Consider the following 20,227-nt stretch of genomic DNA (forward strand, 5'->3'; position numbering starts at 1 on the left):
GAACACTATGGCTTACGCCACGCTTCGCTATCGACAAGCTCAGTGCATCGCAGGGAACAGGTAAAAATTTTAATCTTTTCCCTGATTACCAATCTTTTATTTTTAATTCCGCCCTGGGGTAGTAGTCATGACTTTATTTTTGCTATTCTGATTATCTCCACCTGTGATACTGCGGAAATATAGCCCACCAATACTGATGAGAAATACCAAATATCCCACGGCTTGAACAATATAGATTTTGTCTCTATAACCAAATAAGGATTTGAGAATGATACCGGGTAACTGTTCGTCAGATAAGATTTTTTCAGCATTCCAAACCATTGGACCTAAGATACAAGAGTGAATTCTGGTAAAGTGTTCATAATAGAAACAAAGATTTTCTGAAGAACGACTACTCAAAGCTAGATTAGCTGTGGCTTCATCAAAATGTTGTAAACCGGAAACTACTAAACCAGAAACAATTAATATTAATAAAACGCCCATAACTTGGAAGAATTTGCGAATATTAATTTTCACACCCCATTTAAATAATAAAACGCCAATTGCTGACGCTGTGGCTAAACCACCAAGTGCGCCTAAAGTCGGTAATAAACCTTGTTGAAAATTAGCTGCAACGAAGAGAACAGTTTCAAATCCTTCGCGGACAATGGCGACTAGAATTAAACTAAAAACTCCCCAAGCTGCATTGGAATTTTTGCCTATTGCGTCGGTAACTGCTCCCTCAACTTGTGCTTTCATAAATCTGGCTTGTTTTGTCATCCAGATTAACATCCAACTCAGCATGACTATTGCTAAAACACTAAATACACCTTCCAATGTTGGCTCAACAACAGAGGTATATTGAGGATTAATAGATCCTAAGAATTTAATGATCCCCGTAAATAAAATACCGATTAAGCCACTGACAATAATACCAACAATTACGCCAGCATAAACCCAAGGGTTGAGTCGAGATTGTTGGGCTTTTTTTAATAATGCGAGGACAATACCCACAACTAGAGCGGCTTAGACACCTTCTCGCAGGGTAATTACAAAAGTGGGTAGAGCGGTACTAAAATTCATTTTATTAGTTAGTTGTCAGTTGTCAGTTGTCAGTTGTCAGTTGTCAGTAGGGGCGAAGCATTTGGAAGATAAATTATCGGTCATTGCCAAAAATAGTTCTCCACAGTTGTAGATTTTATTTCTCCTGACTCCTGACTCCTGCTTTATTAGCTGAAATCGCGTAACATTTTCTTGAGTTCGAGATTGTGCATCTCTTCTTGTCCGATCATACCACGGGTGAATTCTTCTAAATAAATACTGGCATTGTTGACAACTGCTAGAAGACTTTTGTACATATCTAAAGCTTTCTTTTCATGGGATAAACTTTCTTGCAAAATATCCTTAACGTTATGTTTGAAAGTTTCTTCCATTGGGGCGATTCTCAAAGTAGGATGTCCTTCTAAGCCTGTGAGAATTTCTCCCACTTGTTGAGCATGAAGTAATGATTCTGTGGCTTGCGCTTTGAAGAATGCTACGATGGGGATACGATTTGGACCTGTTACCATTAAGGAATAATGGGTGTAGCGCACTACCCCTGCTAGTTCAAATTCCATAATGGAGTTGAGAATATCAATTGTTTTTTGGTGGTCGAGTTCTTGCATTAGTTGTTAAGTTGAGCAAAATTACATCAGGAGCGTCTTTAGTTACCAATGATTAGTGAGCAGTTATACTTTTTTCGGGTTTTGAAAACCCTAACTGTTTTCACTCTTAGTTTTTAACTATTTTCTCTCTTATTCATCATTTTAAACTGCTTATTCTGTACTTCCAATGGTGTGAAAATACTAACTTTGTGCTTTAGTGCTGGTTTTTTCTCGCACTTTTTGGGTATTTTCCTCGATGGTTTTCACTAGCTTGGTAACATCTTCTGAAGTGCTAACTGCTTGCGCTGGGGGGATAGCAGTAGGCCAAACTTTCACTAATTCTCCAAAAGCTGTATCTATGGCTTTGTGTGCTTCAGGATGTGCTTGGGTCATTTGGCTGGAAATACCTTGATATAGTTCTTGAGAATAGACGACAAAGCCACGAGAATCTTGATATTCAATGGGGGCAGTAATTTTGCCATTCGCAATTGCTGCACCATATTCTGAGTTGGCTGCGTCTAGTAAACTGGTGATTACTTGCAGAACAAATTCGGGTTTACTGCGTTGTTCGGTTGGTAAAATTGCGATCGCACTATCCACAGCTTGCACAGAAGTGGTAAAGTTAGTTTTGATTTTGGCATCCTTGGGATTAGATTTCACTAAATCAGTTAAACTGACTAAGTTGCTTTTAAATTCTTTAACTTTACGTTCATCTAATTGTTCTTCAATATCAATATAAATCTCTTCTACTGGATGTCCAATATGGGGTTGAGCTTGTTTGGGTTGATTTTGATCTAGTAGTTCTTTGGCTACTAAAAGATGTCCTTTCATTAATCCCAATTTGGTCATGTAGTCAATATCTTTAGCTTCACCTGTAAGTACCACTTCCTCAACTGTCACTATGTCTTTAACGCCGACCTACTTATCATAAATGCAAATATTTATCAACTATTTTTCTAAAACATAAGTATAAATTAAGTAAGTAAATTTCAGATATTGCTAAATTTGGGTTTTACTAAGTTGCTAATCTTTCTGAGTTTTGTCAGGATTTATTGACCGGTTTTTGGGAATCTTTTTCCGCGATTACTTCAAACTGTCCCATACACCCGCTTTCAGCAATAGCATCTTGGTGAGGATGAAACATATACTTACCCGGATAGCGAAATGCAAACTCTAAAATATGCCTTTCTGCTACACCCATTGTTAAAACATCAGTTTTTTCACTGGGAGTCATTGTCATACCGAAACGATAAACATTAAAGAAGTTAGCGTGAAGGTGAAACGTCACAGCAGGATCAAATTCAATAATATTCAGAACGTAGACCCGAATTAACTGATTTTGATAAATTTGAATGGGATGGTGCATATAATGATGTGGCATACCATTAAAAGCATAATATTCATTGCGATTATCATCATTTATGTCATACCCAGACATGATCAAAACAATTTCATCAGCAGGAGGACGGGGTTTAGGAGGGTCAATAATAAACATCCCATATAAACCTTTAGCAATATGACGAGTAACCGGAGCAATGTGACAATGATACAAATGAACGCCATAGGGTTCGGCATCAAATTCGTATATAGTCGCTTTACCATTACCCTATCCAACTTAGGAATTATTGTCAATAACTTGGAAAAATAATTTTTAGGACTAAGATCTCCGACTTCTCTAAGAAGTCGGGGATCTTGCTATAGTTGACTAGAGAACAGATGATGCTTGCAGGCTAGTAAATGGAATAAGGTGCTAGGATCGCTCAGGTAAGTAATAAATTAGACTCAACTCCATTTACTTTAACTATAGCGGTTATCGGTTGAATGAAATACAGTTATAATATCCTGTAAATCCTTAAATCCTGGATATCCTGATTTAGACAAGAGGTAGCATCTGGGAAACTACAATTTCTAAATCAGGAAAATCTAAAGGAGATATGTTTTGATGTTCTGTGATAATTTCTCGATTTTGATAACCTTCTGCTGTGGGATTTCTAAATACAATTAACTCGCGTTTCACTACATCTAATACCCAATAATCCTTAATTCCTGCTTGAGAATAAGCTTTAGCTTTGATTTCTGTATCTAGTTTTAAACTACTATCTGCAACTTCGATAATTAAATAAATTTCTGCTGGAGTAGGATGATGATCTGCATAGTCTAGCGGATCTATTTTCACTACAGCAATATCTGGTTCTGGTTCAGACCTTTCATTTAATTTTACAGGGTCTTGAATAGCTATGCAAGCTTTATGACCAATTCTATTTTCTAACAACTTATATGTTCTTCCCACTGCTGAACGGTGGGCTGTTCCTTTAGCAATCATCCAGATTATTTTCCCCTCTAATAATTCTACCCGTTCACTTGGTTCAAATATTCCTGCTTCAGCCATTCTGTGGTATTCATCAACAGTCCACAGCCGTAATTGTAAGGGTGATTCTGTGGTTTGCATAGTTAATTAAGGTGAATATTTATTCACTATTATATGATTATTTGTCTGAATCAGGATGTCCAGGATTTCAGGATTTACAGGATTTTTTATGAGATAATATAAATAAAGACACTGTGATTTTTGAAATTATTGGTTTAAGACAGAAGTGTTGAATGTTAAGATTTTGAGGATTGTGTCCAAGTTGTGCATTGGTATTGGTGATACCAAATTTGATCAATTAATGACTCTATTCTCAATAGACAATGGATTTTACCTGGGTAAAACGCAAAGATTGTAAAGTTTTATTGCTTAAGAAGAACTGTGTATGATACAATTACCAGTATCTTGCCTATACAGGTAAGTTACACAAAATTTAAAATACAATAATCCTATGAATATCAAATTTTTTCATGCAGATGGTTCATCTTATTTTTTTCTTGATCGGTTGCTTATAGTACCGTTTGGATATAATTATGTTGATAGAAAACCAAGTCCTGTTGAGTTCGGTGAATGCTCTTTAACAGGAGTATTTTTGAAAACTAATAATAATTGTGCTGTGATTGATCTTGATAATCAGTCTGGTCTGAGATTAATTGACCTGCCAAATTTATTTCCTAAGAAAGTTGAACCGATAACAGAACCTAGATTTTTAAGTGATCGAAATCCAAAATATATTTCTGCTAAAAAATATTACGATTATTTGATTAATTTTTATATTAAAGAAAATAAGTGTAAATCGAATAAATCACCATATGAAGATATTTTTTTAAAGTTTTATTTTGACCTTTGTTATAAAATTTTCAAAGATCATAAAAATGATTTTTATAAAACAGGTATAGAACAGCTTGCACGTCAAGAATTGGTAAAATCCGCTTACGGTGACGATAATTCTTATAATTATGAAGATTATAAGAATTATGGTTCTACCGTTCCCCTTATGATCAAACATCCTTTTAATATATCCAAAACCATTGGTGTACATGGGTTTAATCTAAATTAATAAGGGTTTCAGGGATATTTTACCGAAAATATCATAAAGGGAGCGGTAGAGCCAGAATTATCAATTCCTTCTAGAACAAGAGATAATAGATACTGAGGAATTAACGCCTTATCCTTTTAATGATGGTAGAGTATTATTTCAGGTTTTTCTGCCTCTAAATAGCGTACGTTTAAGTGTTGCTGCTAAAGATTTGCGAACGAAGCTTAATAACTCTACCCCTAATAACAACTATAGTTATTATAGTTTTAATGCAGTTGGATACACAAGTAAAGAAAATTTTATAGCCAAATGGGAAAAAGGAGATAATGGCACTAGAAGACAACAAAATAAAAATAAAGTTGGATTTTGTGAAATTGACTTCTTGTTCTGGGATGGTAAAGAGATGAGGCTTGTAGAGATAGATGGTAACAAGAAAAATATAGATGAATCTATCGCAAAGAGAGAAAATCTTACTGGACACGAAAATGTAATTTTAGAAAATATTAGCAACGACTCCGTTAAGGTAATGTCCAATGGTTTTATAGAGGGAAGTAGTTCAGATAATAAATTAAAAGGAGATATACTTCATTTTATGTCTCCACGAATGATGCGTTTTTGGGAAAACGAAGATACGTCGTCTTTATTTAAAGACCTTGCACCCATTGGTTTCTTTAACAACTATACTGCTCACTATACTGATGTTCTTCCAAAAGAGCATTTTATATGTATAGAAAAGCTACCTTGGAATCTTAAAACGAACGAAGGACAATATGTTATTTTGGATTAATAATTATTATCAGATTTAATTCTGGCAATAAAATCAGTCTGCTGTGCTTTGAGTATAGTTGTCCAGTCCATTTGTCAAAACTCACCTTTATCTGGCAAAAAGTATTTATTCTATTATTCCCTATTAAGCAACAAAAAGCACTAATCTAGATCACATTGCAGTTTTTTGAGTCCAACCGAAAAGTATTGAATCCTCAAGCCCTCAAAACACAACTCAAATAAACATCCTGTAAATCCTTAAATCCTGGATATCCTGATTCAGACAATTCTGATATTACCTCCTGTTCAATATTATAAACTACTAAACAAAGTTGATTTGTTTTAATAACTGATTGAATAAAAGGCATTATAAAAAATTCATTGTAAACAGTAATAGGAACTGCTAAATATAATATCCGTAGCAGTTAGAATTATGAGAATATGTCATAAAGATTTATAAATGTTAACAATTCAAAAAACAAATATATAATTTGACGTATTTTTTATTGAAAAATTATCCTAAATAAAATCCCAAAATATCTACCAATAGGGTATTGTCAAAAGAGATAAAATTTAGTTTGCTATTAATTTTGTTAGTCGTTATATTACTTACAATTAGTCTGCAAAAAACACATTAAAAAAACACCAATCTCATGCACATACCCGATGGATTTATTTCTGTGCCAGTTGCAGCCGCCACCAGTTTAGCCAGTGCAGCCGCCTTATTTGTAGCTTTTGAGCGATCGCAAACAGCCTTTGGCATTCGTCGCGCCCCCATTCTCGGCTTAACCACAGCCTTTATTTTCGCCGCCCAAATGATTAATTTTCCCGTAGCGGGAGGAACTAGCGGCCACCTATTAGGAGGGGCTTTAGCTGCCATTATTTTAGGTAGTCCTTGGGCGGGAATGTTATGTATTGCTACAGTTTTAATTATTCAAGCTGTGCTATTTGCTGATGGTGGGATCACCGCTTTGGGTGCAAATATTTTAAACATGGGAGTAATCGGCGTGTGGGTAGCGTGGGGATTAACCCAAACCTTACAACGACTATTGGGCGGTTCTCAACGGCGTTTACCCCTGGCAGCAGGCATAGCAGCCGGAGTGAGCGTAGTTGTCGCCGCTGTAGCTTGTGCCATTCAATTAGCCCTTTCTGGGACAGCGCCAGCCAACATAGTTTTACCCACCATGGCAGGTGTACATATTTTGATTGGTATTGGAGAAGGATTAATTACCGGGGGTGTATTAACCTATTTAGCCACAGCCCGTCCAGATTTGTTACCAGGTGAAGAACATAAAATTAGAGGCTGGTTAGTTCCCGTTGTCAGTATTTTGCTAATTTCAGGTGTGTTGTCTCTATTTGCTTCTGCTTGGCCAGATGGTTTAGAAAAAGTAGCAGAAAACGTGGGTTTTATCAACTTAGCTGAAAATGTGCGGGTAATTGTACCAACACCTTTGGCTGACTATGAGATTAAAGGTTTAGGACAAATTGGGACAAGTATTGCTGGTTTAGTGGGTTCTACAGCTTGCTTTGCTGTGGCTTTTGGAATTGCCAAAGTGATAAAACCGAATAATGCTTAAAATTTCCTTACCATTACGCTTGCAGTTATCCCTGATCATTGTGATTGGGGCAGCTTTTTTAAAACATCATACTTGGTCTAATTTACTAGTATATGGGGCGATCGCCCTTATTTGGGTTTGTATCTTACAAGTACCCATTCGCAAATTAGGCGGATTACTCGGTGCAGAATTAATTTTTCTATCATTGATGGCTTTACCATTGGGATGGGAACGAGCTAGTTTTTTGCTTGTGCGTTCCCTAATTTGTTTAATTACGATGAATAGTTTCTTATTAACCTTACCCCCCCACAGTTTGGGTATCGCCCTCAAAAGCTTACCAATACCTGCACCATTAAAGGAAAACTTGATCTTAGCCGCGCAATATTTAGAAATATTACTTTTAGAAGTAACGCAAATGCAGCGCAGCGCCCAATTACGAGGGCTAAAAGGTGCTGGAGGATGGTTACGCTATGCCAGTGCTTCAATGATTGGGGCGTTGTATCTCCGCACCTTAGACAGAGCCGAAAGAGTTTATGCTGCTATGGTAGCCCGTGGATATAACGGACAATTACCCATAGATTCCCCCCTCAAACCAAAAGAACGTTTTATCTTGTTAATAGCTGGGGTGACAGCTACTTGTTTAACCCTAAGTTCCTACCTTACTGTTATTTGAGTGGTGAATCTTGACATCATTAACTTCTAATCCCCAAATTTCCCTTTCTCAACCGCATACAAATGTCGTTGAAGTCCAAAATCTGGTATATGCCTATTCGCACCAGCAACCCGTGCTACAAGAAATTTCTTTTAGCCTACAAACAGGCGATCGCGTCGCTTTAATGGGCGCTACAGGTTCAGGTAAAAGCACCTTGCTAGAAAACCTGATTGGTTTAAAACATCCCCAAAGCGGCGAAATCTGGATTAACGGCATCCCCATATTGCCAAACACTCTCCCGCAAATACGGCAACAAATTGGTTTTACGTTCCAAGATGCTAACGACCAATTATTTATGCCCACAATCCTCGAAGATGTTACTTTCGGACCTCTTAATTATGGTGTCTCATCTATAGCCGCTAAAGATAAAGCCCATCAACTATTAGCGGACTTTGGATTAGAGTCCTACGCCCATCGTTCCGCCCATGAACTTTCTGGAGGACAAAGACGTTTAGCCGCCTTAGCCGCAATTTTAGCCCTAGATCCTGCCATTCTCATCTTAGACGAACCCACCAACGGACTTGATCCAGCATGGCGACGACATTTAGCCCAAGTATTATTAAAATTGCCTGTTCAAGTCATGTTAATAGCTTCCCATGATCTCCAATGGCTAGGAAGAGTCACTCAACGGGCTTTAGTCCTCTCTACTGGTAAAATCCAAATAGACAGCGACATCCAACCACTGTTGCAAGATGGCAAAACCTTAGATAAATTAGGGTTGCCAGTAGATTGGTAAACTGCTCAATACAGAAATTCCTAATTGCAAATTAATGATCATTTGGCTTAATATTTAGGGGATTTTATTGCTCTTGGGATGTTAATGTTGTTTTCCCGTTATTCAGTTATTGCTCCTGTTAGTCTGAGCATTGCTTTGTTAATTACTAGTTGCAGCGAGACTAAAACCTCCCAATGTCAGCGATTAGTTACAGTTGTCAATCAGGGTACATCACTGATTGATATTAAAAAAGGTCAGCAAGCATCAACTAGCTTGCAATTATCCAAAGACTTGAAAAATGTCACCAAATCCATTCAGGAATTAAATTTAAAAGACCCCAAACTGCAAGAATTTGAAACCAGTTTTATCAAAATCTTTGATCATCTTAGTGAAGCCATAGCCAAGGCTTCTCAAGCTCTTGCAGATACTAAGAAAGCAGAAGCATCATCAGATGGTAGAGTAAAAGTTGAAAAAGCTAGAAGAGAAATTGATTCCGCACTGACAACCGCAGCTAAAACTGCTGGTAAAGAATCAGATGCTTTAGGTGTTCAATTAAATAAATATTGTAGCCAAGCAGAAGCAACTAAGAATTAAAAATTGAGAATTAAAAATTAAAAATTCAAGAGTTAGATTCTTCACTTTTCTTTTTTTAATTTTTAATCTTGGATTTTTTATTACCACCAACCAAGCTTTTTATTCATGTGATTTTGTAAAATGTGGGATGATTAATTTCCACAATTATCACAATGTCCACAACGCCAATTAGTCGTTATTTCAAACCCAAAAGCATTTAATAAAAACTGCCAACGACATTTTTTAGTAGTAAGATATTCACTCATTTGTTTAGCAGCTTGTAATTGTGTAACTGGTGGATTTCCTGATTTTGACGAAATAGAATAATGAAAAGGATCAAGCCATTCTAATTGTCCATTACTATGGAGAAGAGAAAGTGCCACAGCACTATTGGGAAATTCTTTAATTACAGTATTTATTTCTCCTTGGGTTGGTAATTGTTTCGCTAATTGTTGGGCTTTTTGTTGTTGCAATTTCATTTGTTCTTCAAAAAATTTCTGTCTTTGCTTATCCTCAGCATCTAAAAATCCCGTTGGTTCACTTACTAAAGTTAAAACATCAGCGGGTTTTCCATCTCTTCCAGCCCTGCCTATTTCTTGCACATATTCAGATAATAAATGTGGCGCATGAAAATGGACAACCCAGCGGACATCCGATTTGTTTATCCCCATGCCAAAAGCACAAGTACACACCACAAAAAGGATTTTTCCACCTAACCAACTAGCTTCAATATTGCGGCGTTCTCCTGGACTTAATCCCGCGTGATAACTAGCAGTATGAAACCCATTTTCCGTTAACCACTGGGTTAGATTTTCGCTATCTCTTCGAGTCCGCACATAAATTAAACCAACTTGATTTGGTCGTTTTTGAATAAACTTTAATAATTGTTGTTTTCTCCCTTTAGGAGTCCAAGCAATTTTTACCGTAGGATTTAAATTTTCTCGATAGGGATTAATCCGAAAAATCTCAGGTTTGTCTAATTTTAAAACTGTAGAAATAATCTTTTGGGCTAAAGGATCAGCCGTGGCTGTAAAAGCTGCTATACTAATTTTTGTTCCCGGTGGTTTTGATTTTAGTAACGCTTCACGCACAGCCCCTAAACGCCGATAAGCTGGACGAAAAGTGTCCCCCCACTGCACTAAACAATGGGCTTCATCCAGAATTAAACCATTAATTTGTAGTTGAGGATTACACAACTTTTGCCATACGGCTGGACTTAATAAAGTTTCTGGTGATAAATACAATAATCTTAATTGCTGTCTTTCCAAAGCTTGCAAAGTTGCCTGACGTTGAGATGTCGTTAATTCACTATGCAAAAGAGCCGCTTTTTGTGATAGTTGCCGTAATTCCTCAACTTGGTTTTCCATTAATGCCACCAAAGGAGAAACTATTAAAGTTAATCCTGTTTGTAGTAGGGCAGGAAGTTGAAAACAAATTGACTTCCCCCCACCTGTGGGCATAATAATTAGTGAATCTTTTTGTGATATTAAACAGTTAACAATTTCTTTTTGGGGGGGACGAAAATCGTCATATCCCCAAATCGCTTTTAATGCTGCGCGAACATCTTGCCAAGATTGTGTAATTGGGAGATTCATTTTCCTAAAACAAAAGCACAAAAAAGAATAAGTGGGAAAATAAGGAAAATATTTATCTTTACTCTTCCCACTGACCACTGACCACTGTACGGGCGAAGCATTTGGAGAACTATTTTTGGCAATGACCGATAATTTATCTTCCAAATGCTTCGCCCCTACTGACTACTCCGATAATTTATCTTCCAAATGCTTCGCCCCTACTGACTACTGACCAATTAGTTCTTGATCATTCCATTCCAAAGTATCACCAATGCTTTCTCCATTATGGTAAGCAGCCAGTAATACTTCGCAGGTTTTACCATAGGATATCGCACCAGTGGCATCAAGAGCGATCGCTCCAAAATCCCGATTATTCCTCTTAGCTTCCGTAAATGATCGCTGCATAGCCTCCTGTAGTGACATTCCATCAGTAACGCGCACCACAACCTTAGCGGCTAAACACTCATCAATAATATCTTCCCCAATGCCCGTACAACTAACTGCTGCATAACTAGTTGCATAATTACCCGCTGGCATCGCCGAATCACTGACTCGCCCAATGCGTTCAAAGCCTTTACCACCTGTAGAAGTACCAGCAGCTAATTTACCATAGCCATCTAAAGCCACAACACCAATAGTCCCCCTACCAGCACTTTCTGCCATTTCTGGTTCTGCTACTACCCCAGCCATGGTTCTTTTAAAGTTATCCTGACGTTCTAGAGTCCACTCTTTCAAGCGCAAATCAGTTAGAGCATTATAAATAGGCAGTTGTAACTCCCGCGCCAACTCAGCCGCACCATAATCGGATAAAACCCGATCATCAGAATCTTGTAAAAACAGCGCCATTTCAATCGGATTCTTCACTCGTGACACATTAATTACACCACTGAACCTGCCAGTCGTTCCATCCATAATGGAAGCACTCATGCGGATTTGTCCATCAGATTGAAGCACAGAACCAGTACCAGCATTAAATCGGGGTTCATCTTCCAACATCTGACAACCGCGAACTACTGCTTGAGCCGCAGTTGCACCCGTCAGCAAAAGAGCATAGACTTCCTCAACAATCTGAGAAAGAGAGTTACGGACTGCGATTAATCCCCCCTTACCTTGGAGAGAACTACCAGCACCACCATGAATAATTAATTTAGGTTGCATTTGTAATGTCATTTATTTTGTCAGTTGTTAGTAGGGGCGAAGCATTTGGAAGATAAATTATCGGTCATTGCCAAAAATAGTTCTCCAAATGCTTCCCCCGTACAGTTGTTAGTAGGGGCGAAGCATTTGGAAGATAAATTATCGGTCATTGCCAAAAATAGTTGTCCAAATGCTTCGCCCGTACAGTTGTCAGTTGTTAATTTTTTGCGTGAGAACGACGACGACGACAACGTTCTGAGCAATATTTCACTTCATCCCAGCAATCTTGCCATTTTTTCCGCCAAGCAAACGGACGTTGACAGACTACACAGATTTTTTCTGGTAAATCAGATTTAGAACGAACACGCCCCATCATAATCAATACAAAGTTCAAACCATTCTTGAGGATAAGCAATAGTAGTTTTAATTAGTGAATAAAGTCTATCATCTTCTCTCAAATTTTGGATAAGTTGCCCCAAAGATATAATTTGTTGTTTAGCATCTTTAATTTTTTTTGCTGCCAATTTTGATCATTGTTTGACATAAGTTATAGTAATATCTATAAAGATGCCTGGTATACATTCCTAATAGATTTTAGCTTTGGTATCTGTTAATAATTGATAGATGTTACCCTAAATTGGATATTTATAAAGCATTAGTTAGTCATGTTCTATTTACTCTGGTAAAAACCGAACCAGAGTGGTTGCACAAACAAACCATTGGTAGTCTAAATTGGCTGTCGAAAGCCAGTTATTATCCTTCTACTAAATGGTTAAATAGCCTATTTCAGCAATATCTGTGTCTAAATGATCCGCGATTAGAACAAACCATACTGGGAATGAAATTTCCCAATCCTTTGGGGTTAGCGGCTGGATTTGATAAAGACGGTATTGCTGCTAATATTTGGCATAATTTTGGTTTTGGGTTGGCTGAACTGGGTACTGTTACTTATCATCCACAACCAGGAAATCCTCCTCCCCGTTTATTTCGTTTGCCTTTAGATCAAGCAGCACTTAACCGGATGGGTTTTAATAATGCTGGTGCTGTCGCTATGGCTGCAAGACTGAATGAGGTTAAAGAAAAATCGAATTATCCAGTACCCATACCTATAGGTATAAATTTAGGTAAATCCAAGATAACAGCTTTGGAATTAGCAGCGCAGGATTATCTAGAGAGTTTTCGATTACTGAAGGATTTGGGTGATTATTTTGTAGTTAATGTTTCCTCTCCCAATACACCGGGATTGCGATCGCTCCAGGATGCTGCTATGCTCAGTCAAATCTTTGATATGCTACAGCAGGAAAACATCGCACAGAAACCCATATTTGTGAAGATAGCCCCCGATTTAGAATGGGAAGCAATATCTGACATTATTGCTCTGGTTAAAACCTACCGAATTGCTGGTTTAATCGCCACCAACACCACGATTAGCCGGGAAGGACTCAAAACCCAAATTATTGAAAAAACTGGTAAATCCCCCCAAGAGGAAGCGGGAGGAATTAGCGGAAAACCAGTGAGAGATCGCTCCACAGAAGTAATTCGCTTCATTTACCAACAAACCCAAGGGCAGATGCCTATCATTGGCGTAGGTGGCATATTTACTGCTGAGGATGCTTGGGAAAAAATCACAGCCGGTGCTTGTCTTATTCAAACTTATACAGGCTGGATCTATGAAGGACCAATGATGGTACGCCGGATCATGTCCGGTTTATTAACCAAGCTAGAAGAAAACGGACTAACATCCATCTGTCAAGCGATTGGGATTGGTCAGTAGGGGCGAAGCATTTGGAAGATAAATTATCGGTCATTGCCAAAAATAGTTCTCCAAATGCTTCGCCCGTACAGTTGTCAGTTGCTGCTCCCTGCTCCCTGCCTCCTATTCTTCCATGGGGAAAAACTCCTTAGACTTACGAGAATAAGACCAAGCGATACCATCAGGATCACGGCTACGACACCACTGGGCAAAATCTGGGTCATTGCGTCGCTTGTAAACCGTACTGGAATAGACATTTAGCCGTTTAGCTAATTCAGATTGAATCAGCGAACCAAAAACTAACTGTTCTTCTAGAGGTTTTCTCACTTCCTCGTGGGTAGGAACAGATAAGGATTCAGATTGCGCTTCTCCCTCCAGGGAAATAGGTGGAGGTGGAGCTAAAAACGAACGGGCAATTTTAGTAACTGGTTGATCGGGAAGTTTTTCTACCAATTCACTACTATCAAGAATATCGCCGAGAATACTGGCATTAATAAAGTAGTACGATTGATCCTCCTCATTTTCTGAATCTAGGACACTAGCACCAAATTCCTTAGCTTTACTATCTAAATAGCGTTTTGCCACCTGTCCCGAAAAATTACCCTTGATTGCCAAGTCCATGGGTCTAATTTTGCCATGATTTTCCTCAATCAATTCATAAAAGAGTGGGTTAACTTGGTTGCACCACTTTTCCCATCTAGATTGCTGCCAAAGATTGAAAACCATTAATAGCCCTAAGATTACCAGTAAAACTTTCCAGGTATTAACCAGGAAAACAATCAAAAACGATATCGGCAAAATTAGAACGAGAAAACTTTTGCCTGGGCTTTCTATGGTTTTTTCACTCATACTGATTTTTGCCAAGGGAATTTTTACAAAATAATATCTCTATCTTGGCAAAAATTTGGCCATTTGTTTGTATCTTTCGGCAAAATTGTCGCTAATTATTCGGCAAAAGCTACTGATACAATAAAAAAGTAACCAATTATCTCAGTATATTTTTTCAAGCCTTTGAGAAATTGGTGTGTAGTCAGATTAGGTTCACAAAGATTAAAATTAAGCGATGATATAGCGGTATGCACTGGAATGAGATTCTAATTTTCACCCCAGAGGCTTACACCGAAAGGATTTTACTCCTAATTGCTGACCGCTAAAAGCTCCTATAATCATCAATCACCAATTACCAAACAATGAAGATACCTGGATTTCCTGGTGACAGAGATAAAAAATCAACTTCAACCGGACGAAAATCCTATTTTTTGATTCCCCCATTAGCACTTTGGCATCCTTGGTGGCATCAATTTATGGATCGGATGGTAATATTTTTAACTGTCATGTTATGTTTACTAATGTTGCCAACTCGTCTCCCCGGAATGGAATTATTAGGCATTGGTCCTAATTGGCTACTCATTTGGGTAGTGGCTTGGAGTGTCAATCGCTCAGTATTTTCTGGTCTGCTATCAGGTGTGATTTTGGGGCTATTACAAGACGCAATGACATCACCTGATCCAACTCATGCCTTGAGTTTGGGAATTGTGGGAATGTTAACAGCCCTGATGCAAAAACAGCGGTTTATTCAAGAAGACTTTATTTCCATTGCTTTAATTGTATTTGCGATGGCTGTAGTGGCAGACACTATTTTTGCTTTCCAGTTATCTTGGGTAGGAAATCGTCATGCAGCCAGTATTTGGACATATTACCAACGGGCTACCTTAGCTTCGGCAATTCTCAGTAGTTTGTGGGCGCCTGTGGTTTATTATCCTCTTAATCGCTGGTGGCAGCAGATGAAATTAATTCGTAATTCGTAAGTCAAATGGATAATTTTCCGGGAGTCTCTCCCAAATCTGCATCATTACCTCAAGATCCTCAACTTCTAACACAGCCTGTAGTCCCAGAAATAGTAGGTGATGACTTTGACTCTCGCATGATGGGAAGGTGTGTGGAATTAGCCCGGACTGCCTTAGGACGCACTTCACCAAATCCCTTGGTGGGGGCGGTGATTGTCCAAAATGGGGAGGTTGTGGGAGAAGGATTTCATCCTTGTGCTGGTGAACCTCACGCCGAAGTTTTTGCCCTGAGAGCAGCGGGAGAACGGGCGCGAGGAAGCACTATTTATGTGAGTCTTGAACCTTGTAACCACTATGGACGCACTCCTCCCTGTTCCCAAGGGTTGATTAATGCGGGTGTGTCTAAGGTGGTAGTAGGGATGGTTGATCCTAATCCCTTGGTAGCAGGTTCTGGAATTGCGCGGTTACAGGCTGCTGGGATAGAAGTGATAGTTGGAGTAGAGGAAGCGGCTTGTCGGCGATTAAATGAAGGTTTTATTCATCGTATTCTCTATCAGCGACCTTTAGGGATTTTGAAATATGCTATGACTTTAGATGGTAAAATCGCCACTACTGCTGGTCATAGTGCTTGGGTAACAAATCAAGATGCTCGCACTGAGGTTTATCAACTGCGAGCGGCTTGTGATGCGGTGATTGTTGGTGGGAATACGGTTAGAAAAGATAACCCTTATTTGACTAGCCATCAAGTTGAGGCTCATAATCCTCTGCGAGTGGTGATGAGTCGTAGTCTAAATTTACCAGAACAAGCTCGGCTATGGGATACTCAGGAAGCTCCAACTTTGGTTGTAACGGCAGTTGGTAGTTCACAGGCTTTTCAAAAAATGCTGCGCGACAAAGGGGTGGAAGTGGTGGAATTTAGCTCACTCACACCCGAAGCAGTCATGAGTCATTTATATGAGCGCGGGTTTTGTAGCGTGCTATGGGAATGTGGTGGTATTTTAGCAGCTAGTGCGATCGCTCAAGGCTCTGTCCAAAAAATTATGGCATTTATCGCCCCCAAAATTATTGGTGGAGATCATGCTCCTACACCTGTGGGAGAATTAGGTTTGACCAATATGACTGAAGCGTTACTTTTAGAGCGCGTCAGTTGGCGTGTTGTTGGTAATGATTGCTTGGTGGAAGGTTATTTACCACCCAAAATAAAATAAATAGCACAGATACTCAGCTATGATTCTTGGCGTTCATAAGCTAAATCACGAATCAGAGTTAGCCGAGATTGAATGTAATCACAGAGAAAATCAATTTCATGGGCATCTAAAAAGGCTTGATTCGTGATTTGTTTAACTAACCACTGTACCAAACTAGTATCATCAAGCTGCAAAAGCGTTACTGTGTGAGTGGCTTCAACGATAGACCAAAACTGACGCATGATTGTTGGACTCATTCGGCCTCTATTTAATCATTAATTTAGTTATTTTCAGATTATACAATTCTGATATTAATTAACTGCCTAAATCTACAACTAGATATAACTATTATTAAAAATTTAATAAATGGGCAAATATTTTGCTGAAAATGAAGAAATGTCAAGTTATATGAATTAACTTAATTTTACTTAACTAAGATCACAATTGGTAATTGGTAAAAGTTTTTTTGTTGTCTTTTACTCTTTTTACAAAAAGAAGGGAACAGGGAACAGGGAAAAATCAGAGTTTGAGCGGTTTTTGCTGGGAGATTAAAGTTTATTAACTTCCAATTTCAGATTTTTTGTATTAAAGTAAATGTAACCAGGTTATCTATATTTTTACAAGATGACAAAGTAATGGTTCAACCTGATAACATAAGGAATGCAGTTGCGAAAAACCTCCCAACGTTTCATTCTATTGATCTAAATAGTATAAATCAATATTGCCAAAACAATCCTGTTGGCAAAATGTTACCTGATGCTTTTTACATTCATATTTTAGCCTTACATACTCTTGACCCTTGGCTTCAGGAATATGAAAACCGCGCCCGTACTTGTAGTGAGCAAAGTCGAACTAGTGCCTTACTTAAAGTTCAGTCTGCAACTTTAGTTAAATTTAGCACGAATAAACCCAAGATTTCCTATCTATTTTATCCTGATTTTGATACTGATCCTCATCCGGCTTTACAAGCTAGTATTCAGGTTGACGTAGAAACTCTAGAAGTTGGTTATCGGGATTACAGCGATTCGGAAAATCCCCCTATTCTCCACCGCAAAGAAACTTTTGTAACTCCAGAATATCCCCTCTATCAAGAGTTTGCAGCTTTAACTCGCGCTCAAGTCGCTTTAGGTTTACTTAATCATACTAGGGGAATTGGTACTAAGTTGGGTTGGGAACAACGGCTACAAGTTTTTGGGGTGGAAGTACAAGGACATAGCCTGATTAAACGCGAAAGCAGTTCTACAATTACAAATATAGTCCCCAAAATAGAACGCCACAAAGCCGCTCTTATTCGTCCTGATTTATCCCGTCCTGTGCGTTTAGCCTTGGAATCGAGCTTATTTAGTCCAGAAACTACCTTTTTTGATTATGGTTGTGGACATGGTGGAGACGTTACCCGCATTGCTGAACAGGGTTATACAAGTTATGGCTGGGACCCTTATTATTCTGCACATACACCGAGAATCGCTGCGGATATTGTGAATATTGGTTTTGTGATTAATGTCATTGAGCATCAAAGCGAGCGCCGGGAAGCTTTAATTCAAGCTTGGGAACTGACTCAAAAGGTGCTGTTAGTAGCCGCCCAAGTGTTGATATCTGATATTAAGCGGGGTGTAATTGCTTATGGCGATGGCATTATCACGAATCGTAACACATTTCAGAAATATTATGAACAAGAAGAATTAAAAATTTACATTGACCAAGTATTAGGAGTTGACGCAATTCCTGTGGCTTTGGGGGTTTATTTTGTGTTTCGAGATGATGCTGAAGCGGAGTTATTTCGCGCTTCTCGGTTTCGTTCCCGGGCGACTACTCCCAGAATCCGTCTTTGTGTAAAACGGTTTGAGGAACATCAGGAATTATTAACGCCGTTGATGAATTTTCTGACGGAACGGGGAAGAATGCCTATCAAGGGAGAATTACCTCAAGCAGCGGAAATTGCTGAGGAATTTGGGAGTTTACGCCGGGCTTTTAATGTCATTATACAGGCAACTGACACAGAAGAATGGCAAGCGATCGCTGACAAACGCCGTCAAGATTTGATGGTTTATTTAGCGCTGTGCAATTTTAGCCGTCGTCCCCGATTAGGACAATTATCCCCAGCAGTCCAAGAGGACATAATTGGTTTATATAGTAGTTATAAACAAGCTTGTTTAGATGCTGACCAAATGTTACGCAGCTTGGGAAATACAGAACTCATTATTAAACGCTGTCAAGAAAGCAAGGTTGGTAAAAAATTACCTAATTCCCTTTGGGTGCATATTTCCGCACTACAAGCAGTTGACCCTTTATTACGCCTTTATGAAGGTTGCGCTAGTCGGACTCTTGGAAGATTAGAAGAAGCAAATGTGATTAAATTCCATCTGAAAACACCGAAGATCTCTTATTTATTTTATCCTGATTTTGATATTAATCCTCATCCCATTTTATCAAAAGTGATGACAATTGATTTGCGAGATTTGCACGTTACTTATCAGGATTATGATTTAGAAGATGATCCACCAATATTACACCAAATAGATGCTTTAGTTACTTCTGATTATCCCCAATATGAGAAATTTGCTAAGTTAACTCGTCAAGAAGAAGATAGAGGACTTTTAGATAATTGGCACAGTATTAGTCATGTTTCTGGCTGGAAAAAATGCTTACAAGAAAATTGTACTGTTATTGATGGTTATAGGTTATTTTGGGCTAAAGATGCAGATGCTTATAAGTTGAAAGCACTTAAAGCAGCTTTGAGAACTCGACAAAGAAGGAAGAATATTTCTAACGAGTCACAGAGACACGGAGAGGAGGAATAGAGAGGTTTTTTTAAGTTTGTTTTGCTAGTTTTATCCAGTTTTCGATTCCTTTTTTTGTGGGGATTCCTGAGTTATTAAATGTCCAAATATCTCGTTTATGTTGTTGTCCATAACTAATGTGAATTGGTTGTTTATGACTGTAAAAATACAGGGAATCAAAGGGTAGTTTTGTTTGTAATATCCATTCTACTAGTTCTGTGCTGGGTAAGTCTGTAATTAGAAAATCACAAGCCGCACCTAATCTTTCACAGTAATATTTACCGTTTTTGTTGATTTCATGGCTAATATGTTGGTCGAGATTGGGGGCTACACGTCCATTTTTTTGCCCTGTAACTGGGTCTTTTTTCTCAAGATACTTTTTTAGGTCTGGAGAACAAAAACCGTAGGTAAGTTGAAATTTTTCTCTACTAAAATAATCTATAATTGGGTCAATGATAAATTTATTTAAATCCTGTAATGCGGGAATTACTTCTGGTAGATTTTGTGGATATGGATTGATATTTTGGGCATATTTATGATAGGTTTGTGTGCAGGTACAAAATTCTTCTAAGGTTAGATATTTTCCTAATTTTAAATTGTGAGTATTCATAAATACTGGATAGCAATGAGGCTGGTGATTTTATTGTAGCATTTGCTAA

General features: G+C 38.3%; 21 protein-coding genes and 3 pseudogenes. 11 read left to right on the plus strand and 13 right to left on the minus strand.

The features are described from left to right. Window positions 1-102 precede the first annotated feature (102 nt). A pseudogene (locus tag AN490_RS10625) lies at window positions 103-1,062 on the minus strand (FTR1 family protein). Here AN490_RS10625 and AN490_RS10630 point away from each other — a divergent pair. Then, a complete protein-coding gene (locus AN490_RS10630) occupies window positions 1,037-1,174 on the plus strand; it encodes a hypothetical protein (protein WP_300002940.1) in 138 nt (45 codons plus the stop codon). The pseudogene AN490_RS10625 and the gene AN490_RS10630 overlap by 26 nt on opposite strands. Window positions 1,175-1,208: 34 nt before the next feature. Here AN490_RS10630 and AN490_RS10635 read toward each other — a convergent pair whose 3' ends face one another. The 4 genes and pseudogenes from AN490_RS10635 to AN490_RS10650 all read right to left on the minus strand — a co-directional run bounded on the left by AN490_RS10635 (window position 1,209) and on the right by AN490_RS10650 (window position 4,071). After that, window positions 1,209-1,643 (minus strand): ferritin-like domain-containing protein, encoded by a 435-nt coding sequence (locus tag AN490_RS10635; RefSeq protein ID WP_213716677.1) that lies wholly within the window; start codon window positions 1,641-1,643, stop codon window positions 1,209-1,211. Between the two features lie 180 nt (window positions 1,644-1,823). Continuing rightward, window positions 1,824-2,552: pseudogene (locus tag AN490_RS10640) on the minus strand (helix-hairpin-helix domain-containing protein); the annotation flags it as partial. Between the two features lie 112 nt (window positions 2,553-2,664). Then, a pseudogene (locus tag AN490_RS10645) lies at window positions 2,665-3,225 on the minus strand (multicopper oxidase family protein); the annotation flags it as partial. A 270-nt stretch (window positions 3,226-3,495) separates the two neighbouring features. Then, window positions 3,496-4,071 carry a Uma2 family endonuclease gene (locus AN490_RS10650; protein ID WP_190396012.1) on the minus strand — a complete coding sequence of 192 codons (576 nt, stop codon included), beginning with the start codon at window positions 4,069-4,071 and terminating at the stop codon, window positions 3,496-3,498. A 370-nt stretch (window positions 4,072-4,441) separates the two neighbouring features. Here AN490_RS10650 and AN490_RS10655 point away from each other — a divergent pair, with 370 nt between their 5' ends. Both AN490_RS10655 and AN490_RS10660 read left to right on the plus strand, forming a co-directional pair. Beyond that, window positions 4,442-5,050: a hypothetical protein gene (locus AN490_RS10655; RefSeq protein ID WP_300002866.1), complete on the plus strand. Its 609-nt coding sequence runs from the start codon at window positions 4,442-4,444 to the stop codon at window positions 5,048-5,050. Window positions 5,051-5,240: 190 nt separating this feature from the next. Beyond that, entirely contained in the window at window positions 5,241-5,816 is a 576-nt protein-coding gene (locus tag AN490_RS10660) for a hypothetical protein (protein WP_300002868.1), read from the plus strand. A 193-nt stretch (window positions 5,817-6,009) separates the two neighbouring features. Here the strand turns inward: AN490_RS10660 and AN490_RS10665 are convergent, their stop codons facing one another. Next, the gene (locus AN490_RS10665) at window positions 6,010-6,219 is read right to left on the minus strand and encodes an element excision factor XisH family protein (RefSeq protein ID WP_366925030.1); all 210 of its coding nucleotides are present in this window, start codon (window positions 6,217-6,219) and stop codon (window positions 6,010-6,012) included. A gap of 228 nt (window positions 6,220-6,447) precedes the next feature. On the opposite strand from AN490_RS10665, the gene AN490_RS10670 reads away from it, so the two are divergent. The 4 genes from AN490_RS10670 (at window position 6,448) to AN490_RS10685 (ending at window position 9,371) form a co-directional block, all read left to right on the plus strand. Next, a complete protein-coding gene (locus AN490_RS10670) occupies window positions 6,448-7,371 on the plus strand; it encodes an energy-coupling factor ABC transporter permease (protein ID WP_168501971.1) in 924 nt (307 codons plus the stop codon). Continuing rightward, the gene (locus AN490_RS10675) at window positions 7,364-8,023 is read left to right on the plus strand and encodes an energy-coupling factor transporter transmembrane protein EcfT (RefSeq protein ID WP_213716655.1); all 660 of its coding nucleotides are present in this window, start codon (window positions 7,364-7,366) and stop codon (window positions 8,021-8,023) included. Before AN490_RS10670 ends, AN490_RS10675 begins: the two co-directional genes overlap by 8 nt. Before the next feature lie 10 nt (window positions 8,024-8,033). Then, window positions 8,034-8,798 carry an ABC transporter ATP-binding protein gene (locus AN490_RS10680; RefSeq protein WP_190382904.1) on the plus strand — a complete coding sequence of 255 codons (765 nt, stop codon included), beginning with the start codon at window positions 8,034-8,036 and terminating at the stop codon, window positions 8,796-8,798. 78 nt (window positions 8,799-8,876) lie between these two features. Then, the gene (locus AN490_RS10685) at window positions 8,877-9,371 is read left to right on the plus strand and encodes a hypothetical protein (RefSeq protein ID WP_190382903.1); all 495 of its coding nucleotides are present in this window, start codon (window positions 8,877-8,879) and stop codon (window positions 9,369-9,371) included. Between the two features lie 131 nt (window positions 9,372-9,502). Here AN490_RS10685 and AN490_RS10690 read toward each other — a convergent pair whose 3' ends face one another. From AN490_RS10690 to AN490_RS10705, 4 genes are all read right to left on the minus strand, one after another. Further along, on the minus strand, window positions 9,503-10,945 hold the full coding sequence (locus AN490_RS10690; protein ID WP_300002931.1) for an ATP-dependent DNA helicase RecQ: 1,443 nt from the start codon (window positions 10,943-10,945) through the stop codon (window positions 9,503-9,505). A gap of 204 nt (window positions 10,946-11,149) precedes the next feature. Then, entirely contained in the window at window positions 11,150-12,094 is a 945-nt protein-coding gene (locus tag AN490_RS10695; RefSeq protein WP_300002880.1) for an isoaspartyl peptidase/L-asparaginase, read from the minus strand. A 184-nt stretch (window positions 12,095-12,278) separates the two neighbouring features. Continuing rightward, complete coding sequence (locus AN490_RS10700; RefSeq protein WP_015080582.1) at window positions 12,279-12,434, minus strand: DUF2256 domain-containing protein; 156 nt, start codon at window positions 12,432-12,434, stop codon at window positions 12,279-12,281. Beyond that, window positions 12,415-12,585, minus strand: a complete 171-nt coding sequence (locus AN490_RS10705; RefSeq protein WP_300002883.1) for a hypothetical protein — start codon at window positions 12,583-12,585, stop codon at window positions 12,415-12,417. The genes AN490_RS10700 and AN490_RS10705 overlap by 20 nt, the downstream gene beginning before the upstream one ends. Window positions 12,586-12,698: 113 nt before the next feature. On the opposite strand from AN490_RS10705, the gene AN490_RS10710 reads away from it, so the two are divergent. After that, window positions 12,699-13,835, plus strand: coding sequence for a quinone-dependent dihydroorotate dehydrogenase (locus tag AN490_RS10710; protein WP_300002886.1), 1,137 nt, complete (start codon window positions 12,699-12,701; stop codon window positions 13,833-13,835). Window positions 13,836-13,937: 102 nt separating this feature from the next. Here AN490_RS10710 and AN490_RS10715 read toward each other — a convergent pair whose 3' ends face one another. Then, window positions 13,938-14,663: a hypothetical protein gene (locus tag AN490_RS10715; protein WP_300002889.1), complete on the minus strand. Its 726-nt coding sequence runs from the start codon at window positions 14,661-14,663 to the stop codon at window positions 13,938-13,940. 341 nt (window positions 14,664-15,004) lie between these two features. On the opposite strand from AN490_RS10715, the gene mreD reads away from it, so the two are divergent. Together mreD and ribD are read left to right on the plus strand one after the other, a co-directional pair. Then, a complete protein-coding gene (mreD, locus tag AN490_RS10720; RefSeq protein WP_300002892.1) occupies window positions 15,005-15,622 on the plus strand; it encodes a rod shape-determining protein MreD in 618 nt (205 codons plus the stop codon). Window positions 15,623-15,627: 5 nt separating this feature from the next. After that, the gene (gene ribD / locus AN490_RS10725; protein ID WP_300002895.1) at window positions 15,628-16,809 is read left to right on the plus strand and encodes a bifunctional diaminohydroxyphosphoribosylaminopyrimidine deaminase/5-amino-6-(5-phosphoribosylamino)uracil reductase RibD; all 1,182 of its coding nucleotides are present in this window, start codon (window positions 15,628-15,630) and stop codon (window positions 16,807-16,809) included. Between the two features lie 17 nt (window positions 16,810-16,826). Here ribD and AN490_RS10730 read toward each other — a convergent pair whose 3' ends face one another. Continuing rightward, window positions 16,827-17,045 carry a hypothetical protein gene (locus AN490_RS10730; RefSeq protein ID WP_015080587.1) on the minus strand — a complete coding sequence of 73 codons (219 nt, stop codon included), beginning with the start codon at window positions 17,043-17,045 and terminating at the stop codon, window positions 16,827-16,829. Window positions 17,046-17,423: 378 nt separating this feature from the next. Here AN490_RS10730 and AN490_RS10735 point away from each other — a divergent pair, with 378 nt between their 5' ends. Next, a complete protein-coding gene (locus tag AN490_RS10735; protein WP_300002899.1) occupies window positions 17,424-19,589 on the plus strand; it encodes a DNA phosphorothioation-associated putative methyltransferase in 2,166 nt (721 codons plus the stop codon). Between the two features lie 10 nt (window positions 19,590-19,599). Here AN490_RS10735 and AN490_RS10740 read toward each other — a convergent pair whose 3' ends face one another. Further along, on the minus strand, window positions 19,600-20,178 hold the full coding sequence (locus AN490_RS10740) for a hypothetical protein (protein WP_300002902.1): 579 nt from the start codon (window positions 20,176-20,178) through the stop codon (window positions 19,600-19,602). Window positions 20,179-20,227: the final 49 nt, after the last annotated feature.

Source organism: Anabaena sp. AL09 (genome assembly GCF_001672255.1).
Taxonomy (GTDB): Bacteria; Cyanobacteriota; Cyanobacteriia; order Cyanobacteriales; family Nostocaceae; genus Dolichospermum; species Dolichospermum lemmermannii.

What these genes read in the sequence shown, in the direction of transcription:
- AN490_RS10635 (WP_213716677.1), bottom strand. Translation starts at nt 1,643, where the DNA reads ATGCAAGAACTCGACCACCAAAAAACAATTGATATTCTCAACTCCATT.
- AN490_RS10650 (WP_190396012.1), bottom strand. Translation starts at nt 4,071, where the DNA reads ATGCAAACCACAGAATCACCCTTACAATTACGGCTGTGGACTGTTGAT.
- AN490_RS10655 (WP_300002866.1), top strand. Translation starts at nt 4,442, where the DNA reads ATGAATATCAAATTTTTTCATGCAGATGGTTCATCTTATTTTTTTCTT.
- AN490_RS10670 (WP_168501971.1), top strand. Translation starts at nt 6,448, where the DNA reads ATGCACATACCCGATGGATTTATTTCTGTGCCAGTTGCAGCCGCCACC.
- AN490_RS10675 (WP_213716655.1), top strand. Translation starts at nt 7,364, where the DNA reads ATGCTTAAAATTTCCTTACCATTACGCTTGCAGTTATCCCTGATCATT.
- AN490_RS10685 (WP_190382903.1), top strand. Translation starts at nt 8,877, where the DNA reads ATGTTAATGTTGTTTTCCCGTTATTCAGTTATTGCTCCTGTTAGTCTG.
- AN490_RS10690 (WP_300002931.1), bottom strand. Translation starts at nt 10,945, where the DNA reads ATGAATCTCCCAATTACACAATCTTGGCAAGATGTTCGCGCAGCATTA.
- AN490_RS10695 (WP_300002880.1), bottom strand. Translation starts at nt 12,094, where the DNA reads ATGACATTACAAATGCAACCTAAATTAATTATTCATGGTGGTGCTGGT.
- AN490_RS10700 (WP_015080582.1), bottom strand. Translation starts at nt 12,434, where the DNA reads ATGGGGCGTGTTCGTTCTAAATCTGATTTACCAGAAAAAATCTGTGTA.
- AN490_RS10715 (WP_300002889.1), bottom strand. Translation starts at nt 14,663, where the DNA reads ATGAGTGAAAAAACCATAGAAAGCCCAGGCAAAAGTTTTCTCGTTCTA.
- mreD (WP_300002892.1), top strand. Translation starts at nt 15,005, where the DNA reads ATGAAGATACCTGGATTTCCTGGTGACAGAGATAAAAAATCAACTTCA.
- ribD (WP_300002895.1), top strand. Translation starts at nt 15,628, where the DNA reads ATGGATAATTTTCCGGGAGTCTCTCCCAAATCTGCATCATTACCTCAA.
- AN490_RS10730 (WP_015080587.1), bottom strand. Translation starts at nt 17,045, where the DNA reads ATGAGTCCAACAATCATGCGTCAGTTTTGGTCTATCGTTGAAGCCACT.
- AN490_RS10735 (WP_300002899.1), top strand. Translation starts at nt 17,424, where the DNA reads ATGGTTCAACCTGATAACATAAGGAATGCAGTTGCGAAAAACCTCCCA.
- AN490_RS10740 (WP_300002902.1), bottom strand. Translation starts at nt 20,178, where the DNA reads ATGAATACTCACAATTTAAAATTAGGAAAATATCTAACCTTAGAAGAA.